22 protein-coding genes are annotated in these 20,488 nt (G+C 73.1%); 6 read left to right on the top strand and 16 right to left on the bottom strand.

Annotation, left to right across the window (positions count from 1 at the left end; translation table 11 throughout):
• Positions 1-47: 47 nt before the first annotated feature.
• The 3 genes from ACFYZ3_RS19765 to ACFYZ3_RS19755 form a co-directional block, all read right to left on the bottom strand.
• A complete protein-coding gene (locus ACFYZ3_RS19765; RefSeq protein WP_003975312.1) occupies positions 48-248 on the bottom strand; it encodes a hypothetical protein in 201 nt (66 codons plus the stop codon).
• 109 nt (positions 249-357) lie between these two features.
• Entirely contained in the window at positions 358-849 is a 492-nt protein-coding gene (locus ACFYZ3_RS19760) for a DUF3515 family protein (protein WP_388519165.1), read from the bottom strand.
• A gap of 116 nt (positions 850-965) precedes the next feature.
• Positions 966-2,249 (bottom strand): adenylosuccinate synthase, encoded by a 1,284-nt coding sequence (locus ACFYZ3_RS19755; protein ID WP_003975310.1) that lies wholly within the window; start codon positions 2,247-2,249, stop codon positions 966-968.
• A 185-nt stretch (positions 2,250-2,434) separates the two neighbouring features.
• Between ACFYZ3_RS19755 and ACFYZ3_RS19750 the strand changes: the two genes are divergently transcribed.
• Entirely contained in the window at positions 2,435-3,340 is a 906-nt protein-coding gene (locus tag ACFYZ3_RS19750; RefSeq protein WP_388519162.1) for a diacylglycerol kinase family protein, read from the top strand.
• Positions 3,341-3,346: 6 nt separating this feature from the next.
• On the opposite strand, the gene ACFYZ3_RS19745 is transcribed toward ACFYZ3_RS19750, so the two are convergent.
• Both ACFYZ3_RS19745 and ACFYZ3_RS19740 read right to left on the bottom strand, forming a co-directional pair.
• Complete coding sequence (locus ACFYZ3_RS19745) at positions 3,347-3,940, bottom strand: Uma2 family endonuclease (RefSeq protein WP_388519159.1); 594 nt, start codon at positions 3,938-3,940, stop codon at positions 3,347-3,349.
• A gap of 94 nt (positions 3,941-4,034) precedes the next feature.
• A complete protein-coding gene (locus ACFYZ3_RS19740; protein WP_388519157.1) occupies positions 4,035-4,559 on the bottom strand; it encodes a GbsR/MarR family transcriptional regulator in 525 nt (174 codons plus the stop codon).
• Between the two features lie 88 nt (positions 4,560-4,647).
• Between ACFYZ3_RS19740 and ACFYZ3_RS19735 the strand changes: the two genes are divergently transcribed.
• The 4 genes from ACFYZ3_RS19735 to ACFYZ3_RS19720 all read left to right on the top strand — a co-directional run bounded on the left by ACFYZ3_RS19735 (position 4,648) and on the right by ACFYZ3_RS19720 (position 8,112).
• On the top strand, positions 4,648-5,583 hold the full coding sequence (locus ACFYZ3_RS19735; RefSeq protein WP_388519154.1) for an ATP-binding cassette domain-containing protein: 936 nt from the start codon (positions 4,648-4,650) through the stop codon (positions 5,581-5,583).
• Positions 5,580-7,199 (top strand): ABC transporter permease, encoded by a 1,620-nt coding sequence (locus tag ACFYZ3_RS19730; protein WP_388519151.1) that lies wholly within the window; start codon positions 5,580-5,582, stop codon positions 7,197-7,199. Before ACFYZ3_RS19735 ends, ACFYZ3_RS19730 begins: the two co-directional genes overlap by 4 nt.
• Before the next feature lie 126 nt (positions 7,200-7,325).
• The gene (locus ACFYZ3_RS19725) at positions 7,326-7,790 is read left to right on the top strand and encodes a cupin domain-containing protein (protein WP_388519148.1); all 465 of its coding nucleotides are present in this window, start codon (positions 7,326-7,328) and stop codon (positions 7,788-7,790) included.
• Positions 7,791-7,845: 55 nt separating this feature from the next.
• Positions 7,846-8,112 (top strand): hypothetical protein, encoded by a 267-nt coding sequence (locus ACFYZ3_RS19720; protein ID WP_388519145.1) that lies wholly within the window; start codon positions 7,846-7,848, stop codon positions 8,110-8,112.
• Here the strand turns inward: ACFYZ3_RS19720 and ACFYZ3_RS19715 are convergent.
• Positions 8,095-9,333, bottom strand: a complete 1,239-nt coding sequence (locus tag ACFYZ3_RS19715; RefSeq protein WP_388519142.1) for a cytochrome P450 — start codon at positions 9,331-9,333, stop codon at positions 8,095-8,097. The two genes, ACFYZ3_RS19720 and ACFYZ3_RS19715, sit on opposite strands and share 18 nt — an antisense overlap.
• 46 nt (positions 9,334-9,379) lie before the next feature.
• Here ACFYZ3_RS19715 and ACFYZ3_RS19710 point away from each other — a divergent pair, with 46 nt between their 5' ends.
• Positions 9,380-9,892: a hypothetical protein gene (locus ACFYZ3_RS19710; RefSeq protein ID WP_388519139.1), complete on the top strand. Its 513-nt coding sequence runs from the start codon at positions 9,380-9,382 to the stop codon at positions 9,890-9,892.
• Between the two features lie 24 nt (positions 9,893-9,916).
• Here the strand turns inward: ACFYZ3_RS19710 and ACFYZ3_RS19705 are convergent, their stop codons facing one another.
• The 10 genes from ACFYZ3_RS19705 to ACFYZ3_RS19660 all read right to left on the bottom strand — a co-directional run bounded on the left by ACFYZ3_RS19705 (position 9,917) and on the right by ACFYZ3_RS19660 (position 20,128).
• Positions 9,917-10,582, bottom strand: a complete 666-nt coding sequence (locus tag ACFYZ3_RS19705; RefSeq protein WP_159325139.1) for a response regulator transcription factor — start codon at positions 10,580-10,582, stop codon at positions 9,917-9,919.
• Positions 10,579-12,003 carry a sensor histidine kinase gene (locus tag ACFYZ3_RS19700; RefSeq protein ID WP_388519136.1) on the bottom strand — a complete coding sequence of 475 codons (1,425 nt, stop codon included), beginning with the start codon at positions 12,001-12,003 and terminating at the stop codon, positions 10,579-10,581. The genes ACFYZ3_RS19705 and ACFYZ3_RS19700 overlap by 4 nt, the downstream gene beginning before the upstream one ends.
• A 13-nt stretch (positions 12,004-12,016) precedes the next feature.
• Complete coding sequence (locus tag ACFYZ3_RS19695; RefSeq protein WP_356867277.1) at positions 12,017-12,703, bottom strand: response regulator transcription factor; 687 nt, start codon at positions 12,701-12,703, stop codon at positions 12,017-12,019.
• Positions 12,700-14,091: a sensor histidine kinase gene (locus ACFYZ3_RS19690; protein ID WP_388519133.1), complete on the bottom strand. Its 1,392-nt coding sequence runs from the start codon at positions 14,089-14,091 to the stop codon at positions 12,700-12,702. The genes ACFYZ3_RS19695 and ACFYZ3_RS19690 overlap by 4 nt, the downstream gene beginning before the upstream one ends.
• Positions 14,084-15,310: an acyltransferase gene (locus tag ACFYZ3_RS19685; RefSeq protein WP_388519130.1), complete on the bottom strand. Its 1,227-nt coding sequence runs from the start codon at positions 15,308-15,310 to the stop codon at positions 14,084-14,086. Before ACFYZ3_RS19685 ends, ACFYZ3_RS19690 begins: the two co-directional genes overlap by 8 nt.
• Positions 15,303-16,292, bottom strand: coding sequence for an alpha/beta hydrolase (locus tag ACFYZ3_RS19680; RefSeq protein WP_388519128.1), 990 nt, complete (start codon positions 16,290-16,292; stop codon positions 15,303-15,305). The genes ACFYZ3_RS19685 and ACFYZ3_RS19680 overlap by 8 nt, the downstream gene beginning before the upstream one ends.
• Positions 16,293-16,484: 192 nt before the next feature.
• A complete protein-coding gene (locus tag ACFYZ3_RS19675; RefSeq protein ID WP_388519126.1) occupies positions 16,485-17,387 on the bottom strand; it encodes an alpha/beta hydrolase in 903 nt (300 codons plus the stop codon).
• A gap of 159 nt (positions 17,388-17,546) precedes the next feature.
• Entirely contained in the window at positions 17,547-18,758 is a 1,212-nt protein-coding gene (kynU, locus tag ACFYZ3_RS19670) for a kynureninase (protein ID WP_388519123.1), read from the bottom strand.
• Entirely contained in the window at positions 18,751-19,566 is an 816-nt protein-coding gene (locus ACFYZ3_RS19665; RefSeq protein ID WP_356867289.1) for a tryptophan 2,3-dioxygenase, read from the bottom strand. The genes kynU and ACFYZ3_RS19665 overlap by 8 nt, the downstream gene beginning before the upstream one ends.
• 148 nt (positions 19,567-19,714) lie before the next feature.
• The gene (locus ACFYZ3_RS19660) at positions 19,715-20,128 is read right to left on the bottom strand and encodes a DUF3151 domain-containing protein (protein WP_165685307.1); all 414 of its coding nucleotides are present in this window, start codon (positions 20,126-20,128) and stop codon (positions 19,715-19,717) included.
• Between the last annotated feature and the right edge of the window lie 360 nt (positions 20,129-20,488).

Genomic DNA, 20,488 nt, shown 5'->3' with positions numbered 1-20,488 from the left:
CCGCGTCCGCGGCGGTCTCACCGCACCAGGTCTCGCCCCACCAGGTCTCAGCGCACCAGGACGATGCCCGGCGGCCACAGCACCCCGGTGGCCAGCAGCAGCGACGGTCCCAGGTGGACGGGGCACACCCGCAGCGGCGCCCGCAGGTGCCGGGCGACCTCGAAGCGGACCGGGTCCCCGCAGTCCTCGGGACCGTTCTCGCCGCCGTACGGGCCCTGGCAGGAAGCGGCGCTGTAGCGGTCGGTCATGCCTCCGATCCGACACCACCGGGCACGCCGACGCCCGGCAAGGAGGGCCGAACGAAGGGCTGCGAGGGACAAAGGCTGCGGGGACGAACGGCTACAACGGCTACAACGGCTACAGGACGGTGGCGGCGTCGTCGAGGCCGATGCACTTGCGCTCCTGCGGGATCCACTTCACGGCGGGGTCCAGCGCGGCGAGGATGCCGCCCACCTCCTCGCGCGGACCGGAGTACGTGAACTCCACGGCCGGTGAGCGGCCGTAGGTCCGCAGGACGCTCACGCCGTCGCGCTTGAGCCGTGCTTCGTCCAGGACCCAGTCGACGCCGTCCGCGGTGACGCAGAGGTTGACGTTGGGCTGGAGCTCCTCGGCGCCGCAGCGGAACACCGCCTTCTGGCCGCCCCAGGACGCGACCCCGTCCCCCAGGGCCCAGTCGCGCGAGGCGCCGGGTATGTCGTCCGGGAGGCGGGAGACGATCTTGTCGCACTTGGGGTCGCCGGCGTGCGGCGCGGCGGAGACCCGGTGGCCGTCGACGTAGAAGGCCCCGCCGGTCACGACGACGACCGCCGCGGTCAGCCAGATCCACGTCCGGGTGGTGGGCTTCCGCATGTTCCGCTCGCTCCGCGCTGTCCGTCACTGCTGGTTCCGGGCCAGCGTATCCGCCGCCCGGAGGCCGACGGCCGGGGCCCCGAGCGGGGTCCCGGCCGTCGGTGTGCGTCCGGTTCCTACAGGAACGAGTTGATCTCGATCGTCTCGTCCCGGCCCGGGCCGACGCCGATCGCGGAGATCGGGGCGCCGGACATCTCCTCCAGGGCCTTGACGTACGCCTGGGCGTTCTTCGGCAGGTCGGAGAAGGACTTCGCCTTGGTGATGTCCTCGCTCCAGCCGGGCAGCGTCTCGTAGACCGGCTTCGCGTGGTGGAAGTCGGACTGCGAGTACGGCAGCTCCTCGACGCGCTTGCCGTCGATCTCGTAGGCCACGCAGACCGGGATCTGCTCCCAGCCGGTGAGGACGTCGAGCTTGGTGAGGAAGAAGTCGGTGAGGCCGTTGACGCGGGTGGCGTAGCGGGCGATCACCGCGTCGAACCAGCCGCAGCGCCGGTCGCGGCCGGTGGTGACACCGCGCTCGCCGCCGATGCGGCGCAGGGCCTCGCCGTCCTCGTCGAACAGCTCGGTCGGGAACGGTCCGGCGCCGACCCGGGTCGTGTACGCCTTGAGGATGCCGATGACCCGGCTGATCTTCGTCGGGCCCACGCCGGCGCCGGTGCAGGCGCCGCCCGCGGTCGGGTTCGACGAGGTGACGAAGGGGTACGTGCCGTGGTCGATGTCCAGGAGCGTGCCCTGGCCGCCCTCGAAGAGGACCACCTTGTCGTCGTCGAGGGCCTGGTTGAGGACCAGGACGGTGTCGGCGACGTACGGGGCGAGCTTGTCCGCGTAGCCGAGCAGCTCCTCGACGACCTGGCCGGTGGCGATGGCGCGGCGGTTGTAGAGCTTGGTGAGCATCTGGTTCTTGACGTCGAGCGCCGCCTCGACCTTCTGGGTGAGGATCGACTCGTCGTAGAGGTCCTGGACCCGGATGCCCACGCGGTTGATCTTGTCGGCGTAGGTCGGGCCGATGCCGCGCCCGGTGGTGCCGATCTTGCGCTTGCCGAGGAAGCGTTCCGTCACCTTGTCGACGGTGACGTTGTACGGCGTGATGATGTGGGCGTTGCCGCTGATCAGGAGCTTGGACGTGTCGACGCCGCGCTCGTTCAGCCCGCTCAGCTCGGAGAACAGGACCGACGGGTCGACGACGACGCCGTTTCCGATGACCGGCGTGCAGCCGGGGGAGAGAATCCCGGAAGGGAGCAGGTGAAGGGCGTACTTCTGGTCGCCCACGACTACCGTGTGGCCGGCGTTGTTGCCGCCCTGGTAGCGCACCACATAGTCGACGGAGCCACCGAGCAGGTCCGTCGCCTTTCCCTTGCCTTCGTCACCCCACTGAGCACCGAGCAGCACAAGTGCGGGCACGCGCGTACACCCCTTCCGGGCGGGGCATGTCCATGGTCGAGGGCGTATGCGACGGGTTTCCGCCACGTACACCGCGACCGTCGTTGGCCGCCAACCGTCGGACCGGGTGCCCCGGAATAGACGAAGCCCCTGGCGCAACAGCGCAAGGGGCTCTTGCACAAAGATGCTACCCGAGGAAGCGAGGCATGGCCGAGGTGGCGACTTCCGCGAGCTCTTCCGCGAACTCTTCCGCGAGGTCCGTTTCGCTTCTGGTGGTCGTCGATCCGGTCGCCCGACGGCTGGACGGGGAGTCGGTCAGAATCGCGAAAGACGTGCTCAGCGCGGGCGCGGCGCACACGAAGGTGTGCCTGCCGGACGACCCGGAGGAGTTCGCGCGGGCGCTCGGGCGGCGGGGTTCGCGGCGCCCGGTGGTGATCGGTGACGACAGCGCCCTGCTGCGGGCCGTGGGCCTGCTGCACCGGCAGCGGGAGCTGGCGGGCTGCGCGCTGTCCGTGGTTCCGGTGGGGTCGGCGCTCGGCCTCGCCCGCTCCCTGGGCCTGCCGACGGGGGCGGTGGCGGCGGCGCGGGCCGTGCTCGACGGCGCGGAGCGGCGCCTGGACCTGCTCGTCGACGACAGCGACGGGGTGGTGCTGGGGGCGGTGGGGATTCCGCCCGCTCCCGTGCCGGTACCGGTGCGGGCGGAGACGGGCTCCGGTTCGCAGGGGTCGGCACCGGCCCGTCCCTGGCTGCGGACCTGCCAGTCGCTCGTACGGACGCTGGCCTCCTCGCGTACGGCCCGGACCGCCGTGGCGCCGGGGACGCCCGGTCCGGCCCGGCTGCGGGTGGAGGTCGACGGGGTGACGCTGGTGGACCTGGACCAGCCGGTCGAGGGGGTGTCGGTGACGCCGGGCGCGTCGGGGGTGGCCGTGGTGGAGGTGCGGCCCCTGTCGGTGGGCGCGCAGGCGTCGCCGCTGACGGCGAGCGGACGGACGGTGACCGTGTCGGGGGCGCACTTCCGCTACCGGGCCGACGCGGTGGTGTGCGGGCCGGTGGGAACGCGGACGTGGGTGGCGCGCGAGGGGGCGTGGGGGCTGACGCTGCCGGCGGGGTAGGGCCGCTCAGGGCGCCTTGAAACCGGCGGTGTCCAGCAGGCAGTCGAACGGGGCGGGGATCAGGAGTCTCTCACCGAAGGGCCTGGTGACACGCGACTCGTATCCCTTGACCGACGGCGTCCACAGAACCGTGGCCTGCTCCTCCTGCATGTCGAGGATCAGGTAGACGGGGATACCGGCTCGTCCGTAGACCTCGACCTTGTCGCTGAGATCGGTGTCACGGGTGGATGAGGAGGTCAGCTCGGCGACGAAGGAGAGGGCTTCGCCGTCGAGGTGGGTGCTGGCGTGTCGGCTGACGCTCCGGTGCCCCGCGTGGATGTCCGGCCCGAACGCGCGCTCCGCTCCCGGAAACACGTAGAGGAACGGCCCGTAGCTGATCCGGTGTTCTTCCGGGAGATGCGGCCTAAGCTGCTCGCACACCAGTTCCATGACGTCGAGGTAATACCCCTTGGACCACGGCGACACGACGATGTTCCCCTTGATGATCTCGGCCTTGGAGCCGTCGGGCACGACCAGCGCGTCGAGGGTCTGCAGCAGCTCCTCGAAGCTCTGGGACTCAGTGGTGCCGCTCATCGTCGGTCGCTCCGCCATGACTGTCATGATGCGCCCTCCCCCGTGATACGGACCAGTCGCAACTCAGCGTAGTCGACTACTCACGCTCATTTTCCCGATTCTCCGTTTTCCGGATCGCCGTTCACCCCCGCCCGAACCGCTCCTCCCGGTGCACCCGCCAGCGTTCCATCATCGCCACGATCTCCCCGTCGACGAACTCGAAGAAGGCGAGGGTCTCGGCCATGCGCCGGCCCGCCGGGGTGTCGGCGCCGAGGCTGGCGACGCCCTCGCTCAGCGCGTTCTCCCAGCGCTTGAGGACGGCCTCGCGGTTGGTGAGCGCCTCGTACCACTGGTTGCTGTGCACCCGGTAGCGCTCCCGGCGCGAGCCGGGTTCGCGCTCGCGCGCGACCATGTGCTGCTGCGAGAGGTAGCGCACGGCGCCGGAGACGGCGGCCGGGCTGACCCGGAGGGTCTCGCCCAGTTCCGCGGAGGTCAGCGAGCCCGAGTCGGAGGCCAGCAGGGCGGCGAAGACCCGGGCGGGCATGCGCTGCATCCCGGCCTCGACGAGCTGGGCCGCGAAGCCCTCCACGAACTGGGACACCGCCTCGGGGTCGCGCCCCGGCCCCGCCGCATCCACCGCCGCCGCTTCCACTGGTTCCTTCGTCATCCGTCGATCATCTCTCACCCTGCGTCGCCCATCATCCTGACGGTTTCTTAACTTCACAAATTTCTGAAAGAAGCGTACTTTCCAAACCATGACGAAGGCAATCAGCGTCTCCGGACTCCACAAGTCGTTCGGACGTACGCATGCTCTGGACGGGCTCGACCTGGAGGTCGAGACCGGCGAGGTCCACGGCTTCCTCGGGCCCAACGGAGCCGGCAAGTCCACCACCATCCGCGTCCTGCTCGGCCTGCTGCGCGCCGACTCCGGCGCCGCGCAGGTGCTCGGCCGCGACCCGTGGGCGGACGCGGTGGAGGCGCACCGGCGGATCGCGTACGTCCCCGGTGACGTGACGCTGTGGCGCAACCTCTCCGGCGGCGAGGTCATCGACCTCTACGGCAGGCTGCGCGGCGGACTCGACACCCGGCGGCGCGCGGAGCTGGTCGAGCGGTTCGAACTCGACCCGACCAAGAAGGGCCGCACGTACTCCAAGGGCAACCGCCAGAAGGTGGCCCTGGTGGCCGCCTTCGCCTCGGACGTCGACCTGCTGATCCTCGACGAACCCACCTCCGGACTCGACCCGCTGATGGAGGAGGTCTTCCAGCGCTGCGTGGGGGAGGAGCGCGAGCGCGGCCGGACGGTGCTGCTCTCCTCCCACATCCTCAGCGAGGTCGAGGAGCTGTGCGACCGGGTCAGCATCATCCGCAAGGGGCGGACCGTCGAGAGCGGCTCGCTCGCCGACCTGCGCCACCTGACCCGGACCAGCGTCACCGCCGAACTCGCGGGCGCCCCGAACGGCCTCACCCGCCTGCCCGGCGTGCACGGCCTCGACGTCCAGGGCCACCGGGTCCGGCTCCAGGTCGACACCGACAAGCTGGACGCCGTCCTCAGGGCGCTGAGCGAGACGGGTGTGCGGTCGCTGACCTCGACGCCGCCGACGCTGGAGGAGCTGTTCCTGCGGCACTACCAGGCCTCGGACGCCGAAGACGCCGAAGACGCGGAGTCCGGGTCGGAGGTGACGGCGCGATGACCGCCACCGCCGAAACCGCCGCCACCGCCTTCGCGGCCCGGCCCGGGGGCTCGCGCCAACTGGCCGGCACCGGCACGCTGCTGCGCTTCGCCCTGCGCCGCGACCGCGTACTGATCCCCGTCTGGGTCGCGGTGAACGCGCTCATGGTGCTGTCCATGCCGGGCACCATCAAGGGCCTGTACGGCACCGCCGCCGAACGCGCCGACCTGCTGCGGCAGATGGAGACCAACGCCTCGCTGCGCGCGCTGGTCGGCCCCGTCTTCGACGACGGCCTCGGCGCGCTCACCGCCTGGCGGGTCGGCCTGTACGCGGGTGCGCTCGCCGCCGTGATGAGCCTGCTGATCGTCGTACGGCACACCCGGGACGAGGAGGAGAGCGGGCGGCAGGAGGTCGTCGCCTCCGGCATGGTCGGCCGCCGGGCCCCGCTGACGGCGGCGCTGCTGGCGGCGGCGGTCGCCAACGCGGTACTGGCCCTGCTGGTCGCCGTCGGACTGGCCGGACAGGGGGCGGCGGGCTCGCTGGCCCTCGCGCTCGGGGTGGCGGGCATCGGCATGCTCTTCGCGACCACGGCGGCGATCGTCGCCCAGCTCACCGAGAGCGCCCGGCTGGCCCGGGGCCTGACGGCGGCGGTGCTGGGCGCGGCCTTCGTCCTGCGGGCGGCGGGCGACTCCGCGACGGACGACGGTTCCTCCGTCCTCACCTGGGTGTCGCCGCTCGGCTGGCTGGAGAACGTGCGGGCCTTCGCCGACGAGCGGTGGTGGGTGCTGCTGCTGATCGCGGGCGCGACGGTGGCGCAGGGGGCCGTGGCCTACGGGCTGGCCGGACGCCGGGACCTCGGCATGAGTTTCCTGCCGACCCGGCCGGGACCGGCCGCCGGGCGGCTGCGTACGGCCGGTGCACTGGCCTGGCGCCTTCAGCGGGGCAGCGTCCTCGGCTGGAGCATCGGCTTCTTCCTCGCCGGGGTCGTCTACGGCGGGATGACGGAGGGCGCGGCCGATCTGGTCGGGGACAACGAACAGGCCCGCGAGATCATCGAGCGGATGGGCGGACAGGCCGGGCTGACCGACGCGTTCGTGTCGGCGATGGTCGGCATGCTGGGGCTGATCGCCGCGCTCTACGTCGTGGCGTCGGTGCTGCGGCTCAGCGGCGAGGAGACGTCCGGGCGCGCGGAACCGGTGCTGGCGGGCGCGGTGGGCCGGCTGCGCTGGGCCGCGGGCCACCTGGTGATCGCCTTCGGCGGCGCGGCGCTCATCATGCTGCTCGCCGGGCTCGGCTTCGCCGCCGGGTACGGGCGGGACTTCGGGGCGATCCTGGGCGCGTGCCTGGTGCAGTTGCCCGCGGTGTGGGTGATCGGCGGGGCGGCGGTGCTGCTGCACGGTCTGCTGCCCCGGGCGGCCGCGGCCGCGTGGGCCGTAGCGGGCGCGGTGCTGCTGCTCGGGTGGGTCGGACCGGCCCTGGACGTGCCGCAGACCGTCCTGGACGTGTCCCCGTTCGGCCACCTGCCGAAGCTGCCGGGCGGGGAGATGAGCTGGCCGCCGGTGCTGGTGCTGGTGCTGATCGCCGGGGCGCTGGTGGGGGCGGGGCTGGTCGGGCTGCGGCGGCGGGACCTGACGTGACGTAGGCGGGGGCGGCCCGGGGGTCGAGATCCGGACAGATCGCGGCGGACCGCGGCGGCCCCTTGCGTGGAGGCGACGCAACGGAAATAGTTGAACGCTAAACCACAAACGGAGGGGAGCACCCACATGAGCGTCGCGCTCGTACGCAACCCCGGCGAAGGCACCCACTACCGCTACTACGACAGCGTCCAGGAACAGGTCGTGTCGCACACCGAGACCCAGGGAGTCGTCAGCGTCGCGCGCCTGACCATGCGCCGCGCGGACGCACCGCCCCTGCACGTGCACAGGCGCGAGGACGAGAGCTGGGTGGTGCTGTCCGGGCGCGTCCGCTTCTGGGTCGGTTCGGCGTCGCTCGACGCGTGCGAGGTCCACGACGCCGGGCCCGGCTCCTACGTCTTCGGTCCCCGGTCGGTGCCCCACACGTTCCAGCCGCTCACCACCACGGCGGAGGTGCTGGTCATCAACAACCCGGGGGCGATCGAAGGCTACTTCCGCTCGGTCGGCCACGCCGAGGCGCGGCACGACCTGGACCACGTGGACGGACTCGCCCGGTACGGGGTGGCCCTGTTGGACGGCCCGCCCCACACGTAGGGCGTGCCGTGCCCCGCGGTGAAACCGGCGCGGGCGCGACGGCGTCCTCGTGGGCATGAGGCGAGACGCGGTGACGGGTGGCGGGTGCCTGGTGTCGGCGGCGGGTGTCGTGGGCGCCGTCTGGCTGTGGGGGGCCTCGGACCGCACGCAGCGCCACCTCGGCAACGAGTTCGAGAACAACGGGCAGGATTTCGGTGCCGTTCTCACCGAGCTGCCGTTGGTCTTCCTCGCCGGGGCCGTCGTGCCCGCCGTGGTGTGGGGGCTCGGGGCCTGGCTGCTGGGACGGCGCCGGCGCCCCCGGTCGTCACAGTTCCACGCGTAGCTCCGTCAGGCCGCGCATCACGAAGTTCGGCCTGCGTTCCGGCTGCGCCGCCAGGCGCAGGCCGGGGGCCCGCTCCAGCAGGGACGTCATGGACGCCGCCAGTTCGACGCGGGCCAACGGGGCGCCGATGCAGTAGTGGATACCGGCACTGAACGAGATGTGGGGGTTGTCCCGGCGGGTGAGGTCGAGGCGTTCCGGGTCGGTGAAGACCGCCGGGTCGTGGTTGGCCGACCCGAACAGCATCGCCACCTCCGCGCCGCGCGGCAGGGTCGTCCCGTCGATCTCGATCTCGTCCAGGACCCAGCGCTCGAAGAGCTGGAGCGGGGTGTCGTAGCGCATCAGCTCCTCCACGGCGGACGGGACGAGGGAGTGGTCGGCGCGCAGGGCCGCCAGCTGGTCCGGGTGGTGGAAGAGCGCCAGCCAGCCGTTGGTGGTCGCGTTCACCGTGGCCTCGTGACCGGCGTTCAGGAGCAGGACGCAGGTCGAGATCATCTCCTGCTCGGTGAGGCGGTCGTCGTCCTCGTCGTGCGCCGCGATCAGGCCCGAGATCAGGTCGTCGCCGGGGTCCTTGCGGCGGGCCGCGATCAGCGTGCGCAGGTACTCCGAGAAGTCGAGCGAGGCCCGGACCGCCCTCGCCGCCGTCTCCTCGGACGGGTTCAGCTCGTACATCCCGCAGATGTCCGCCGACCAGGGCCGCAGCGGGGCCCGGTCGGACTCCGGGATGCCCAGCATCTCGGCGATCACGGCGACCGGCAGCGGCTCGGCCACGTCGGTGAGCAGATCGCCGCCGCCCGCCGCGACCAGCCGGGCCACCAGGTCGTCCGCCAGCCCGTGCACGTACGGCTTCAGCCGCTCCACCGTGCGCGGCGTGAACGCCTTCGACACCAGACGCCGGATACGGGTGTGGTCCGGCGGCTCCAGGTCGAGCATGCCGTGGTCGTTGAGCGTGTGGAAGGGCTCCTGCTCCGGCGGGGGCGGCGTGCGGCCGAAGTCCTCGTGGCTGAAACGGTGCTGGTACGTCCGGCCGAGCCGGCGGTCGCGCAGCAGCGCGGACACGTCGGCGTGGTGCGGGACCAGCCACTGGTCGCTCGGCTCGTAGTAGAGGACACGCCCCCGGGCCCGCAGCTCGGCGAAGGCGGGATACGGGTCGGCGACGAACGCCGGGTTCCAGGGGTCGAACGCGAGGTCGGACTCGGGGAATTCGTCGGATGCAGCCGTCATGGACGGACGATAGATCCCCGACCCGGCCCCTGCATACACTCCGCTGATGCATGCCAAATGGGTGGGGGCCGCCTTGGCGGCGGGACTGGCACTGTGGTTCGGGTGGGGGCTGGCGGGGTTGGTGACGGTGGGATGCGCGCCGCATCCGAGGGGAGGCTGCGGTGTCCCGGAGGGCGGCGGCAAGTACTTCGCCGCGATGATGATCGCGCCCGTCCCGCTCGTTGTCCCGTTCAAGACCGGCTTTCACCGCAGGGACTGGCGTCCGGTTCTGGGCTACTCGGCCGGCGCGGTCGCGGGGGCCGTGGTCGCCCTGGCCATGGGGACCTCCCTCGGTCACTGGATCGTGGCGCTCGTCCTCGTGTCGTCCGCGGCCCTCGTCCCGTGGTGCACATGGTGGAACGGCGACGCGGTGCGCGAAGCGAGGCAGCGGGAGCGCGCACAGCGGCAGCGTGAGGAGCGGCTGGCACAGGCACGGGCCCGCAGGAGCCAACGGCGACGCGAACGGCGCCAACGCCAGAGGGAGCTGCGGCAGCAACAGCAACAGGACAGCGGCCGGTGACCGGTGGCGGCCTCGCCCCTGCGGTCAGCCCGGGGTGACCAGCCGCGCCTCGTAGGCGAAGACCGCCGCCTGGGTGCGGTCGCGCAGGCCGAGCTTCACCAGGATGCGGCTGACGTGGGTCTTGATCGTCGACTCGGCGACCACCAGGCGTTCGGCGATCTCCGAGTTGGACAGGCCCTGCGCGATCAGGACCAGGACCTCCGTCTCGCGTTCGGTCAGGTCGCCGTAGGCCGCCTGGGCCGAGGGCATCAGGCGCGGGGCGTCGGAGAGCTTGGAGAACTCGGTGATCAGGCGCTTGGTGATCGAGGGGGCGAGGAGGGCCTCCCCGGCCGCCACCACCCGGACACCGTCCGCGAGCTGGCGGGCCGAGGCGTCCTTGAGGAGGAAGCCGGACGCACCCGCGCGCAGCGCCTGGTACACGTACTCGTCGAGGTCGAAGGTGGTGAGGACCAGCACCTTGGACGTGCTGTCCGCCGCCACGATCTCCCGGGTCGCCTCGATGCCGTTCAGCTCGGGCATGCGGATGTCCATCAGGACGACGTCCGGAGCCAGCTCGCGGACCTTCGCCACCGCCTCGCGGCCGTTGACCGCCTCGCCGGCGACCTCGATGTCCGGCATCGCGTTCAGCAGGACCGAGAAGCCCTCGCGCACCATCATCTGATCATCGGCGATCAGTACGCGGATCGTCATGCCTCATCCTCGGTCTGCGCAGTGACCGGCAGGAACACCGCCACCTCGTACCCTCCGTCGTCCGTCGGGCCCGCCGTCATCTCGCCGTTCAGCATCGAGACGCGTTCGCGCATGCCGGTGATGCCGTGCCCGGCGCCGGGCGACGGTTTGACCAGGGTGTTGGGTGGGACGGCGGTGTTGACGACGCGCAGGCCCAGGCCGCCCAGGACGTAGGAGACCTCGACGCGGGCCGTCGCGCCGGGCGCATGGCGCAGGCTGTTGCTCAGCGCCTCCTGCACGATCCGGTACGCCGACAGCTCCACGCCGGGCGGCAGCTCGCGCACCGCGCCGGTCACCGCCTTGTCGACCGTCAGACCGGCGTCGCGCACGTTGGCGAGCAGGGCGTCCAGATCGGCGAGCGTCGGCTGCGGGGCGTCCGGGGCCTCGTAGTCCTCGGCGCGGACCACGCCCAGGACGCGGCGCAGCTCGGTGAGGGCCGCCACCGCGTTCTCCCGGATGGTGGCGAAGGCACGCTCCAGCTCCTCCGGCGGATTCTCCACGCGGTAGGGCGCGGCCTCCGCCTGGATGGCGACCACCGACATGTGGTGGGCGACCACGTCGTGCAGCTCGCGGGCGATGGTCGTGCGCTCCTCCAGCAGGGTGCGGCGGGAGCGTTCGTGCGCGGTGACCGTCTGCTGGGCGGTCACCTCCTTGCGGGCGGTCTGCCGTATGTGCCAGAGACAGACCAGGAGCAGGGCGAACGCCGACGTCACCATCATCGGCCCGCTGTTCGTGTAGTAGTACGACCCGCCGAAGAAGACGTCCGACACGAAGGCGTACACGCACGTCAGGGCCCACATCCACACAGCGGTGCGCGGCCGGGTGCGCAGTGCCACGATGATCAGCACCGCGAGGTGGCAGATGAACGCGCCCGGCATCCAGGGCCAGTCCCAACCGGCGCCGTTGATGAGCGCGACCAGTGGCGTCACGGCGACGGACAGCCAGAACGCGCCGATCGGCCGCACCAGCGTGGCGAGCACCGGGAGGGCGCACAGAACGCCGGTCAGCAGGGCCGGCGCGTCACCACCGGGCAGGTCGCCCGAGACCGCGCCGACGACGAAGGTGATGAACGCGATCGCCCCGACCACCGCGTGCGGGAGGTACCGCGCGTCCGAGCGCAGCCGACCGGGCAGCCGGCGTACGAACGGGCCGTCCGTGTGCCGGGGCGGCAGAAGGCGGTAGGCGAAGGGGTCCTGGAACAGATCCTGGCGCAGTCCTCGCAAGGAGGTCCGGACCAGCCGGTACTCCTGGCTGCGGGTCCCGCCCTCGTGCTGATGGTGAATCGTCTCGGTCACGCTCACACGGTAGGCCGACCGGGAGTGGCCGGTCGTCCCCGTGCAGACGGGTTCTCCGGCGTCCGTCTCAAGTACTACGGGAGCCACTGCGCGTCGCTCCTCAGTAGCCCGAGGGGCGCACCAGGCCCGACTCGTACGCGAACACCGCCGCCTGTGTGCGGTCCCTGAGGCCCAGCTTCACCAGGATCCTGCCCACGTGGGTCTTCACCGTCTGCTCGGCGACCACCAGACGCTGGGCGATCTCCGCGTTCGACAGGCCCTGCGCGATCAGCGCGAGCACCTCCGTCTCCCGTTCGGTCAGCTCGCCGACGCGGGCCTTCAACGGGGCGCGGGGTCGGTCGTCCAGCCGCGAGAACTCGGCGATCAGCCGCCGCGTGATCCCCGGCGCGAGCAGGGCGTCACCGGCGGCCACCACCCGGACCGCCTCGGCGAGCTGGTCGGCCGAGGCGTCCTTCAGCAGGAAGCCGGAGGCCCCTGCCCGCAGCGCCTCGTACACGTACTCGTCGAGGTCGAAGGTGGTCAGCACCAGTACCCGGATCTCCGGGGTGGCCGTGGTGATGCGCCGGGTGGCCTCGATGCCGCCCAGCTCCGGCATGCGGATGTCCATCAGAACGACCTCCGGGGCCAGCTCGGCGACCTTGGCCACCGCGTCCAGGCCGTCCACCGCCTGCCCGATCACCTCGATGTCGGGCTGGGTGTTGAGCAGCACGGTGAAACCCTGCCGGACCATCTGCTGGTCGTCGGCGATCAGCACGCGGATCACGCGGCCGTTGCTGCTGGTCGTCATGGGGTGTCGTCCTCGGTGGAAGGGTCGGTGGGAGAGCCGGTGAAGGGGGCGTCGGGCAGGTCGGTGCCGTCGGCCGGCAGGAACGCCGCCACCTGGTAGCCGCCGCCCGGCAGCGGGTGCGCCGTCAGGGTGCCGTCGAGCATCGCCACCCGCTCGCGCATACCGAGCAGCCCGTGCCCGGCCCCCTGCGAGGGCGCGGGGGCCCGCTTCGGCCGGGTGTTGGAGACTTCCACGCGCAGCCCGGTCGGAAGGTGGGTGAGGTGGACGCGGGCGCTCGCCCCGGGCGCGTGCCGCAGCACGTTGCTGAGCGCCTCCTGCACGATCCGGTACGCCGACAGCTCCACGCCGGGCGGCAGTGCTCTGCGTGTCCCACTGCTGCCCGTGGCGACGGTCAGCCCGGCGGCCCGGGTGTTCTCCACCAGCGCGTCGAGCCGGTCGAGGGTCGGCTGCGGGGCGTGCGGGGCGGCACCGGCGCCCACCTCGGCCGCATCCGGGGCGTCCGGGTGCTCGGAGCGCAGCACGCCCAGCACCCGGCGCAGCTCGGTGAGCGCCTCCAGCGCGTTCTGCCGGATGCCGGCCAGGTTCTCCTTCAGCTCGTCCGGCGGATTCTCCACGAGGAGGGGCGCGACCTGGGCCTGGATGGAGATCACCGACATGTGGTGGGCGACCACGTCGTGCAGCTCGCGCGCGATGCGGCCGCGCTCCTCCAGCAGGGTGCGCCGGGCCCGCTCCTCGGCGGTGAGCGAGGTCTGCTCGGCCAGCTGGTTGCGTGCTTCGCGGCGGCCGCGCAGGGCGATGCCGAGCAGGACGACGACCGCGAAGAGGATGACCGCGAGCTGGCCGGTCGGCAGGTAGTTCGGGGCACCCACCACGCCCTGTACGACGTAGGTGAGGAGCGCGGTGAAAAGCAACGCTTCCACGGACACCCGGGTGCGCACCCGCAGGGCGAGCAGCAGCATCACGAACAGGTGGCCGATGAGCCCGGCGGCCGTCCAGGGCCACGTGAACTCGTAGCCGCCCGGGACCATCTCGGCCCGCACCGCGATGGCCCCGACCAGCATGCCCGCCATCGACAGCCACCAGGCCGCGACCGGCCGCCACAGCGCGAACACCATCGCGCCGGCCTGGGCGGCACCGATGAGGAGGGCGAAGCCCGGTTCGATCCCGCCGTTGTCCCCGAGTTGGGCGGCGTCGCCGAGCAGCACGCCGAGCGCGGCCAGACACACCACCCCGTGCGGGAACCAGCGCAGCCACACCGACGGCGGCAGCGGATCGGCCCGCCAGGTCCACAGGTCGTCGTGGAGCACGCGCAGCACGCGCTCGGCCCGGGCCCGGGACCAGGCCCACTGCCGCTTCCCCCATCGCGTCACAGGCTCCACCCTAGACATGGCGTGCACCCGCCGTGGTCGCCCGGGTCCGCGGGCGGTGCGCGCGCACGACCCGGGTACGGCGCCGTCCTCGGCCGCGCTGCTCGCAGGAGCGGAACGTGGCCCAGCAGGCGGCCAGGACCAGCGCGAACACCGGGAGCCAGGCGAGCCGGGCCGCGACCCAGTCCAGGCCGTCGGGACGCGTGTGCAGGCCGGGCAGCCGGCCCGCGAGGAGGCCGGTGGCCGTGGTCGCCATCAGCGCCGTCTGGTGCCAGAGGAAGATCGTCATCGCGGAGAGGTTGACCACTGCGACCGCGGCCCACGCCACGGGCCGCCGCATCGCACGGCGCAGCCGCTCGCGCAGCAGCAGGGCGAGCCCGCACTGGGCCAGGCCGAAGGTGACGGCGGCCAGGGTCGGCGGGTTGAGGTTCGACACCGAAGCGCCGGGGACGCCGACCATCGACGCCGGGTAGCCCGCCCAGGCGACGAGCGCCGCGGTGGCCGCCGTGCCGCCGGTCAGCAGGATCCAGCCCGATCGGCGGCGGTCCAGTTCACCGCGGGACCAGGCGGCGCCCAGGGTGTAGGGGACCAGCCAGCCGGCGGCGAGGTTGACCCAGCCGAGCCAGGACGGGGCGCCGAGACCGAAGCGCAGCAGGTCGATGTGGAGGACGACGACCAGCGGCCACAGCGGATGCAGCCGGGTCAGCAGCGGCGTCGCCGCGGTCAGCGCGGCGAAGACCAGCAGGAACCACATCGGGGACAGCGCCAGCTTCACCAGCGTGCGCACGGTCACGAAGTCCGCGCCCGTGAGCAGGAGCAGCGCCGCCGTCGCCGTCCACAGACCGAGGACGGCCAGGGCCGGGCGGAAGAGCCGGGACAGCCGGGCGGTCAGCCAGCGGCCGTAGGACTCGCCCCGGGCGCGGGCCGACGCGTATCCGCGGGTGGCGACATGACCGCCGACCAGGAAGAACACGGCGAGGGTCTGGAAGGCCCAGGAGACCGGGGCCAGCCAGGGCATGTCCCCCAGCGGGCTGGCCGCGTGCAGGCTGCTGCCGTCGGCGACCAGCGCCGTCACCAGCCAGTGCCCGAGGACCACCCCGAGGATGGCGAGGGCGCGCAGGGCGTCCACGGCCCGGTCCCGGTCCTCGGGAGTGGCCGCGTCGATACGGGCGGCGGCCTCGCGCAGGGCGCCGCGCGCGAGCGACGGGATCCGAATCGCGGCCGGGGCAAGGTCAGTCATGGGTCACCTCCGTGGTCTCGCCCAGGGCGATCCGGGCCAGGTTCGTCAGGGAGAGGGAGCCGGTGTCGAAGTAGTCGCTGTGGCCGCCGTCCCCGGCGTCGAAGACCCGGGCGCCGAAGCCCGGGGAGACCGGGTCCGTGCCGAAGCCGACGGTGGTGCCGAAGAGGTCGGCGCTGACGTGCGGAACGTGCTCCACCCAGTCGTCGGCGCCCCGCCCCGCCCAGATCCGGGCGTCGGAGTGCAGACCGGCGGCGGTGTCGGCGCCGGTGCCGGGGCTGCCGACCAGGGCGATGTCGGACACGTCCAGGCCGTCGGCGGCGCGGGCGCAGACCACCGAGCCGTAGGAGTGGCAGAGGAGGGCGACGCGGGTGCCGGGGCCGCTGATCCGGTGCAGGTCGTCGACCAGGTCGCGCAGCTCGGGGGCGGCCCGGTCGGCGCGGTCGGTCGTGGCGACGGTGGTGCTGACGGTGCCCGGTGTCTCGTAGCCGAGCCAGGCCACGACGGCGGTGCGGATCCCCGCGGGAGCCTCGGCGACGAGCTGCCGGTGCAGGGCCAGGGCGGCGGTGCGGAAGCGGCCGTAGGTGTCGAGGCCCGTGTCGGAGCCGGGAACCAGGACGGCGACGCGGTCGGCGTGCGCCAGGTCGCCGAAGACCTCGGTGGCCAGTCCGGCACCCCGGCCGTCGAAGGCGAGGAGGTGGCGGGCCCGGTCGGCCATCGCCCGGTCCGCCGCCGCCCGGTGACGGTCGCCGTGGCCGGCGGCCATCCGGGAGGCCTCGGCCGCGTTGGCCCGGTTGGCGGCGTACGACTTCTCCAGCGTGGCGGCCGTCGGGGCCGCGAGCGCGGCGGGCAGCGGGGCGGGGATCTCGGGCCGCGCGGCCCCGGAGAGGGGAAGCGCCACGGCACCCGCGATGAGGGCGGCGCAACCGGCGCGGCGCCATCCGCGCACCCGCCGCCGCCAACGTACCGTCGTCCCCGGCCCCATGGCCTCTCCCCTCCAGCCCGCCCGTCCATCGGGCGCCTCTGAAGGGGAAGTTATGAATCGGGCCGGGTAACCCGCGTCCCGCCAGGGAACTCACCTGGCGGGTAGCTCTCAGGTACTACGGGTACGACGGGTACGTACGACGGGTACGACGGGTACGACGGGTACGGTCCGTCCGCCCGCCGGTCGGCCGGCTCACCACGCCAACTGTGCGATCTCCTCCGCCACCACCGCACACGCGTCCGCCACCGGGTCGATCAGCGGGTAGTGGCCGACGTCCTCCAGCAGCGTCACCCCCACCACCTCCCCGGCCTTCGCCGCCGCGTCCGCGTACGCCTCGGCGACCGCCTGCGGGACGTCCACGTCGGCGCGGCCCTGCACGAGGGTCGTCGCGATCCCGGTGGGCAGCAGCAGGGCGGGGTCCGCGTACGGGCGGCGCTCGGCGAACAGCTCGCCACCGCCCAGCAGTTGCCGCGCCGCGCCACCGCACACGCCGAGCTGGTCGGCGACCTCGAAGTCGGCGATCGGCGCGAGCGCGACCACGCCGCGCAGGGGCGTCGGGCGGTCGGTCCGCCACGGCGCGTCCGCGGGCAGCAGGTGCCTGGCGGCCGCCCACAGGGCGAGGTGACCGCCTGCGGAGTGGCCGGTGAGCACCATGCGCCGCGCGTCCGCCAGCGGCAGGTGCTGCCGGACCAGCTCCGGCAGCGCGTCCAGCGCGGCGGCCACGTCGTCGAACGTGTCGGGCCAGCGTCCCGCGACGGGTTCACCACCCGCACCCTCCGCACCGGCCCCCTCCGCCCCGCGCCGGTACTCCACACTGGCCACGGCGAAGCCCCGGCCGGCGAGGAAACCGGCGAACGGGCTGATGTGACGCCGGTCGTACGGGGCCCGCCACGAGCCTCCGTGCAGGACCACCACGACGGGAGCGGCGCCCGGGCCCGCCCCGCCGCGCGGCAGGTAGAAGTCGATCACCTGGTCGGGGTGGTCGCCGTAACCGGCGGTGCTGTCGGGTTCGACCGGCGGGTGGGAGAGGGCCGATTTCTCCTCCGCGGCGTCCCTCGCGGCAGCGGTGCCCGGTTCTGCGGCGGCGTCCGGCATGGTCAACCTCTCAGCGACGGAACGGTGTTGGCGGACCGGAGGAAGGAAAGATTCGGCCGTTGGCGGGACGTTATCAGGCCGATGACGTGCGCGGACACGGGGATGTGACGCTGGGTGAGGGCCGGAACGACGCGTCCGGCCCCCTGCCCCGGCCGCGGCTCAGCCGGCCAGCGTCCGGGCCAGCACCCGCGCCGCCCGCTCCACGTCCGCGAAGCCGACGTACAGCGGGGTGAAGCCGAAGCGCAGCACGTCGGGGGCGCGGTAGTCGCCGACCACCCCGCGCTCGATCAGCCGCTTCATCACCTCGCCCGCGTCGTCACAGCGCAGCGCGACCTGGCTGCCCCGCTCGGCGTGCGCCGCCGGGGTCACGGACGCCACGCGGCCGTCCGGGACGTACGCCCCGACGCAGCGCAGGAAGAAGTCCGTCAGGGCCAGCGACTTGGCCCGCACCGCCGCCACCGAGACCCCGTCCTCGTCCCACACGTCCAGCGCCGCGTCCAGGGCCAGCAGGGAGAGGATGTCCGGCGTGCCGACCCTTCCGCGCACCGCGCCGGAGGCCGGGGCGTAGTCGGGCCGCATGCCGAACGGCTCGGCGTGCGAGTTCCAGCCCGGCAGCGGGGAGTCGAAGCGGGGCTGGAGATCGCGGCGCACGTACAGGTACGCGGGCGAGCCGGGGCCGCCGTTGAGGTACTTGTAGGTGCAGCCGACCGCCAGGTCCACGCCGTGCTCGTCGAGTCCGACCGGCAGCGCGCCCGCGCTGTGGCACAGGTCCCAGACCGCGTACGCCCCCGCCGCGTGCACCGCGGCCGTGAGTCCGGGCAGGTCGTGCAGCCGGCCCGAGCGGTAGTCGACGTGGTTGAGCAGCACCGCGGCGGTGCGGTCGCCCAGGGCGCCGGGGACCTCGGCCGGGGCCACGGGCCGCAGGGCACAGCCCGTCATCCGGGCCGCCGACTCGGCGATGTACCCGTCCGTGGGGAAGGTGGTGGCGTCCACGAGGATCTCGTTCCGCCCGGTCCCGTCCTCCTGCGCCATGCGCACCGCCGCGACCAGTGCCTTGAAGACGTTGACGCTGGTCGAGTCGCCGACGACGACCTGTCCGGCGGCCGCGCCCACCAGCGGGGCGATCCGGTCGCCGATCCGCTCGGGCGCGGTCCACCAGCCGCTCTCCTCCCAGGACCGGATGCGCAGCTCGCCCCACTGACGCCGTACGACGTCCTCCACGCGGGCGGGGACGTGCGCGGGGAGGGCGCCCAGCGAGTTGCCGTCGAGGTACGTGACGTCGTCGAGGACGAAACGCTCGCGCACCGCCGCCAGCCCGTCGCCGGCGTCCAGCTTCTGCGCCTCGCCCGCGAGGCTCGTCGGCTCAGACATACGACCGCGCCGTCCACAGCTCGGGGAACACGTTGCCCCGGGCCCGCTTCTCCAGCCAGGCCACCCCGGCGGAGCCGCCCGTGCCGGTCTTGGAGCCCATCGCGCGCCGGGTGGCGACCAGGTGGTCGTTGCGCCAGCGCCACACCAGCTCGGCGACGTCGGTGAGGGCCTCGCCGAGGCGGGCCAGCTCGCCGTTCTGGTCACCGGAGTAGACGGCCGTCCAGGCGGCCTCGACCTCGGGGGCGGCCTCGTACTTCCGGGTGAGGTCGCGCCGGAGCACGGCGTCCGGGATGTCGTACCCGCGCCGGGCGAGCAGCCGGACCACCTCGTCGTACAGGCTCGGCTCGTGCAGCGCCTTCTCCAGTTCGGCGTGGACGCGGGGGGCGCCGCGGTGCGGGACGAGCATGGACGCGGACTTGTCGCCGAGCAGGAACTCCAGGCGGCGGTACATCGCCGACTGGAAGCCGGAGCCCTCGCCGAGGGCGGACCGGTAGGAGTTGAACTGGGCCGGGGTGAGCTGCCCCAGGGGGGTCCAGGAGGCGTTCAGCGCCTCCAGCTCGCGCACCGAACGCTTGAGCGCGTCGGTCGCCACCGGGATCCGGTCCTCGCGCAGGGCGCGGGCGGCGGTCTCCCATTCGTGGACGATGACGGTGAACCACAGCTCCATGACCTGGGTCGTGACCAGGAAGACCATCTCTCCGGGGTCGTCCGAGAGGGTGTGCTGGAGGTGGGTGAGCACGTCCGCCTTGACGTAGTCCTCGTACGGCGTGCTGCCCTCGAAGTCGAGATTCGGGGCGTCGTGGGACATCGCTGTCTCCTGATGTGCACGGGTAGCGGTCCGCCCTGCCGTTACCGGCACGGGGCCCCGGTCCCCAACGGCATCCTCCGCAATCGTCGCAGGAAACCGCAAGGCCCGCCCGCGCACGGCGGACGGGCCCGGGGGTGTCGGGGGCCGGTCAGCCCAGCACCTCGGCCGCGCTCGGCGAGGAGTCCTTCAGGAACTGGCTGCAGCGCTCGTACTCCTCCTTCTCGCCGATCGCCTGGGCGGCGCGGGCGAGGGCGTGCAGGGCGCGCAGGAAGCCGCGGTTCGGCTCGTGCTCCCAGGGCACCGGGCCGTGCCCCTTCCAGCCGCTGCGGCGCAGGGAGTCGAGGCCGCGGTGGTAGCCCGTCCGGGCGTACGCGTACGACTCCACGACGCTGCCCCGCTCGAACGCCTCGTCGGCCAGGCGGGCCCAGGCGAGCGAGGACGTCGGGTACTTCGCGGCGACGTCGGCGGGAGAGGTGCCGCCCGCCAGCAGCTCGCGCGGCCCGGGGTCGTCGGGGAGGTGGGTCGGGGGCGGTCCCCCGAGGAGGTTCTCGTGAATGGCCATGGGACAAGTCTGCGGCATCGCCGGGGGCGGCCGGACGGGGCTGTCGGTGGGAGGGGGTGCGTTGGGTAAGGGGGCGCCTTGTCGGCCGCGGGTGCGTCGTGGCCGGGCGCGCAGTTCCCCGCGCCCCTCGGCAGCGTGACCCGGCCGTCGGCCCAAGGCGGCACCCCGCGACCGGGCACGTCGTCGGCCGCAGGTACGTCGTGGCCGAGCGCGCAGTTCCCCGCGCCCCTCGGCGGCGTGACCCGGCCGTCGGCCCAAGGCGACACCCCGCGACCGGGCACGTCGTCGGCCGCAGGTACGTCGTGGCCGAGCGCGCAGTTCCCCGCGCCCCTCGGCGGCGTGACCCGGCCGTCGGCCCGG

The organism is Streptomyces sp. NPDC001599 (assembly GCF_042893535.1).
GTDB lineage: Bacteria > Actinomycetota > Actinomycetes > Streptomycetales > Streptomycetaceae > Streptomyces.
The sequence above is the reverse complement of the archived record's forward strand: the minus strand, read 5'-3'. Positions and strand labels throughout refer to the sequence as shown.

Excerpts from the sequence above, each read along its gene's own strand:
- ACFYZ3_RS19730 (WP_388519151.1), top strand. The coding sequence starts at position 5,580 with ATGACCGCCACCGCCGAAACCGCCGCCACCGCCTTCGCGGCCCGGCCC.
- ACFYZ3_RS19695 (WP_356867277.1), bottom strand. The coding sequence starts at position 12,703 with ATGACGACCAGCAGCAACGGCCGCGTGATCCGCGTGCTGATCGCCGAC.
- ACFYZ3_RS19675 (WP_388519126.1), bottom strand. The coding sequence starts at position 17,387 with ATGCCGGACGCCGCCGCAGAACCGGGCACCGCTGCCGCGAGGGACGCC.
- kynU (WP_388519123.1), bottom strand. The coding sequence starts at position 18,758 with ATGTCTGAGCCGACGAGCCTCGCGGGCGAGGCGCAGAAGCTGGACGCC.
- ACFYZ3_RS19740 (WP_388519157.1), bottom strand. The coding sequence starts at position 4,559 with ATGACGAAGGAACCAGTGGAAGCGGCGGCGGTGGATGCGGCGGGGCCG.
- ACFYZ3_RS19765 (WP_003975312.1), bottom strand. The coding sequence starts at position 248 with ATGACCGACCGCTACAGCGCCGCTTCCTGCCAGGGCCCGTACGGCGGC.
- ACFYZ3_RS19725 (WP_388519148.1), top strand. The coding sequence starts at position 7,326 with ATGAGCGTCGCGCTCGTACGCAACCCCGGCGAAGGCACCCACTACCGC.
- ACFYZ3_RS19685 (WP_388519130.1), bottom strand. The coding sequence starts at position 15,310 with ATGACTGACCTTGCCCCGGCCGCGATTCGGATCCCGTCGCTCGCGCGC.
- ACFYZ3_RS19735 (WP_388519154.1), top strand. The coding sequence starts at position 4,648 with ATGACGAAGGCAATCAGCGTCTCCGGACTCCACAAGTCGTTCGGACGT.
- ACFYZ3_RS19745 (WP_388519159.1), bottom strand. The coding sequence starts at position 3,940 with ATGACAGTCATGGCGGAGCGACCGACGATGAGCGGCACCACTGAGTCC.
- ACFYZ3_RS19720 (WP_388519145.1), top strand. The coding sequence starts at position 7,846 with ATGAGGCGAGACGCGGTGACGGGTGGCGGGTGCCTGGTGTCGGCGGCG.
- ACFYZ3_RS19680 (WP_388519128.1), bottom strand. The coding sequence starts at position 16,292 with ATGGGGCCGGGGACGACGGTACGTTGGCGGCGGCGGGTGCGCGGATGG.
- ACFYZ3_RS19705 (WP_159325139.1), bottom strand. The coding sequence starts at position 10,582 with ATGACGATCCGCGTACTGATCGCCGATGATCAGATGATGGTGCGCGAG.
- ACFYZ3_RS19760 (WP_388519165.1), bottom strand. The coding sequence starts at position 849 with ATGCGGAAGCCCACCACCCGGACGTGGATCTGGCTGACCGCGGCGGTC.
- ACFYZ3_RS19710 (WP_388519139.1), top strand. The coding sequence starts at position 9,380 with ATGCATGCCAAATGGGTGGGGGCCGCCTTGGCGGCGGGACTGGCACTG.
- ACFYZ3_RS19715 (WP_388519142.1), bottom strand. The coding sequence starts at position 9,333 with ATGACGGCTGCATCCGACGAATTCCCCGAGTCCGACCTCGCGTTCGAC.
- ACFYZ3_RS19665 (WP_356867289.1), bottom strand. The coding sequence starts at position 19,566 with ATGTCCCACGACGCCCCGAATCTCGACTTCGAGGGCAGCACGCCGTAC.
- ACFYZ3_RS19660 (WP_165685307.1), bottom strand. The coding sequence starts at position 20,128 with ATGGCCATTCACGAGAACCTCCTCGGGGGACCGCCCCCGACCCACCTC.
- ACFYZ3_RS19690 (WP_388519133.1), bottom strand. The coding sequence starts at position 14,091 with ATGTCTAGGGTGGAGCCTGTGACGCGATGGGGGAAGCGGCAGTGGGCC.
- ACFYZ3_RS19750 (WP_388519162.1), top strand. The coding sequence starts at position 2,435 with ATGGCCGAGGTGGCGACTTCCGCGAGCTCTTCCGCGAACTCTTCCGCG.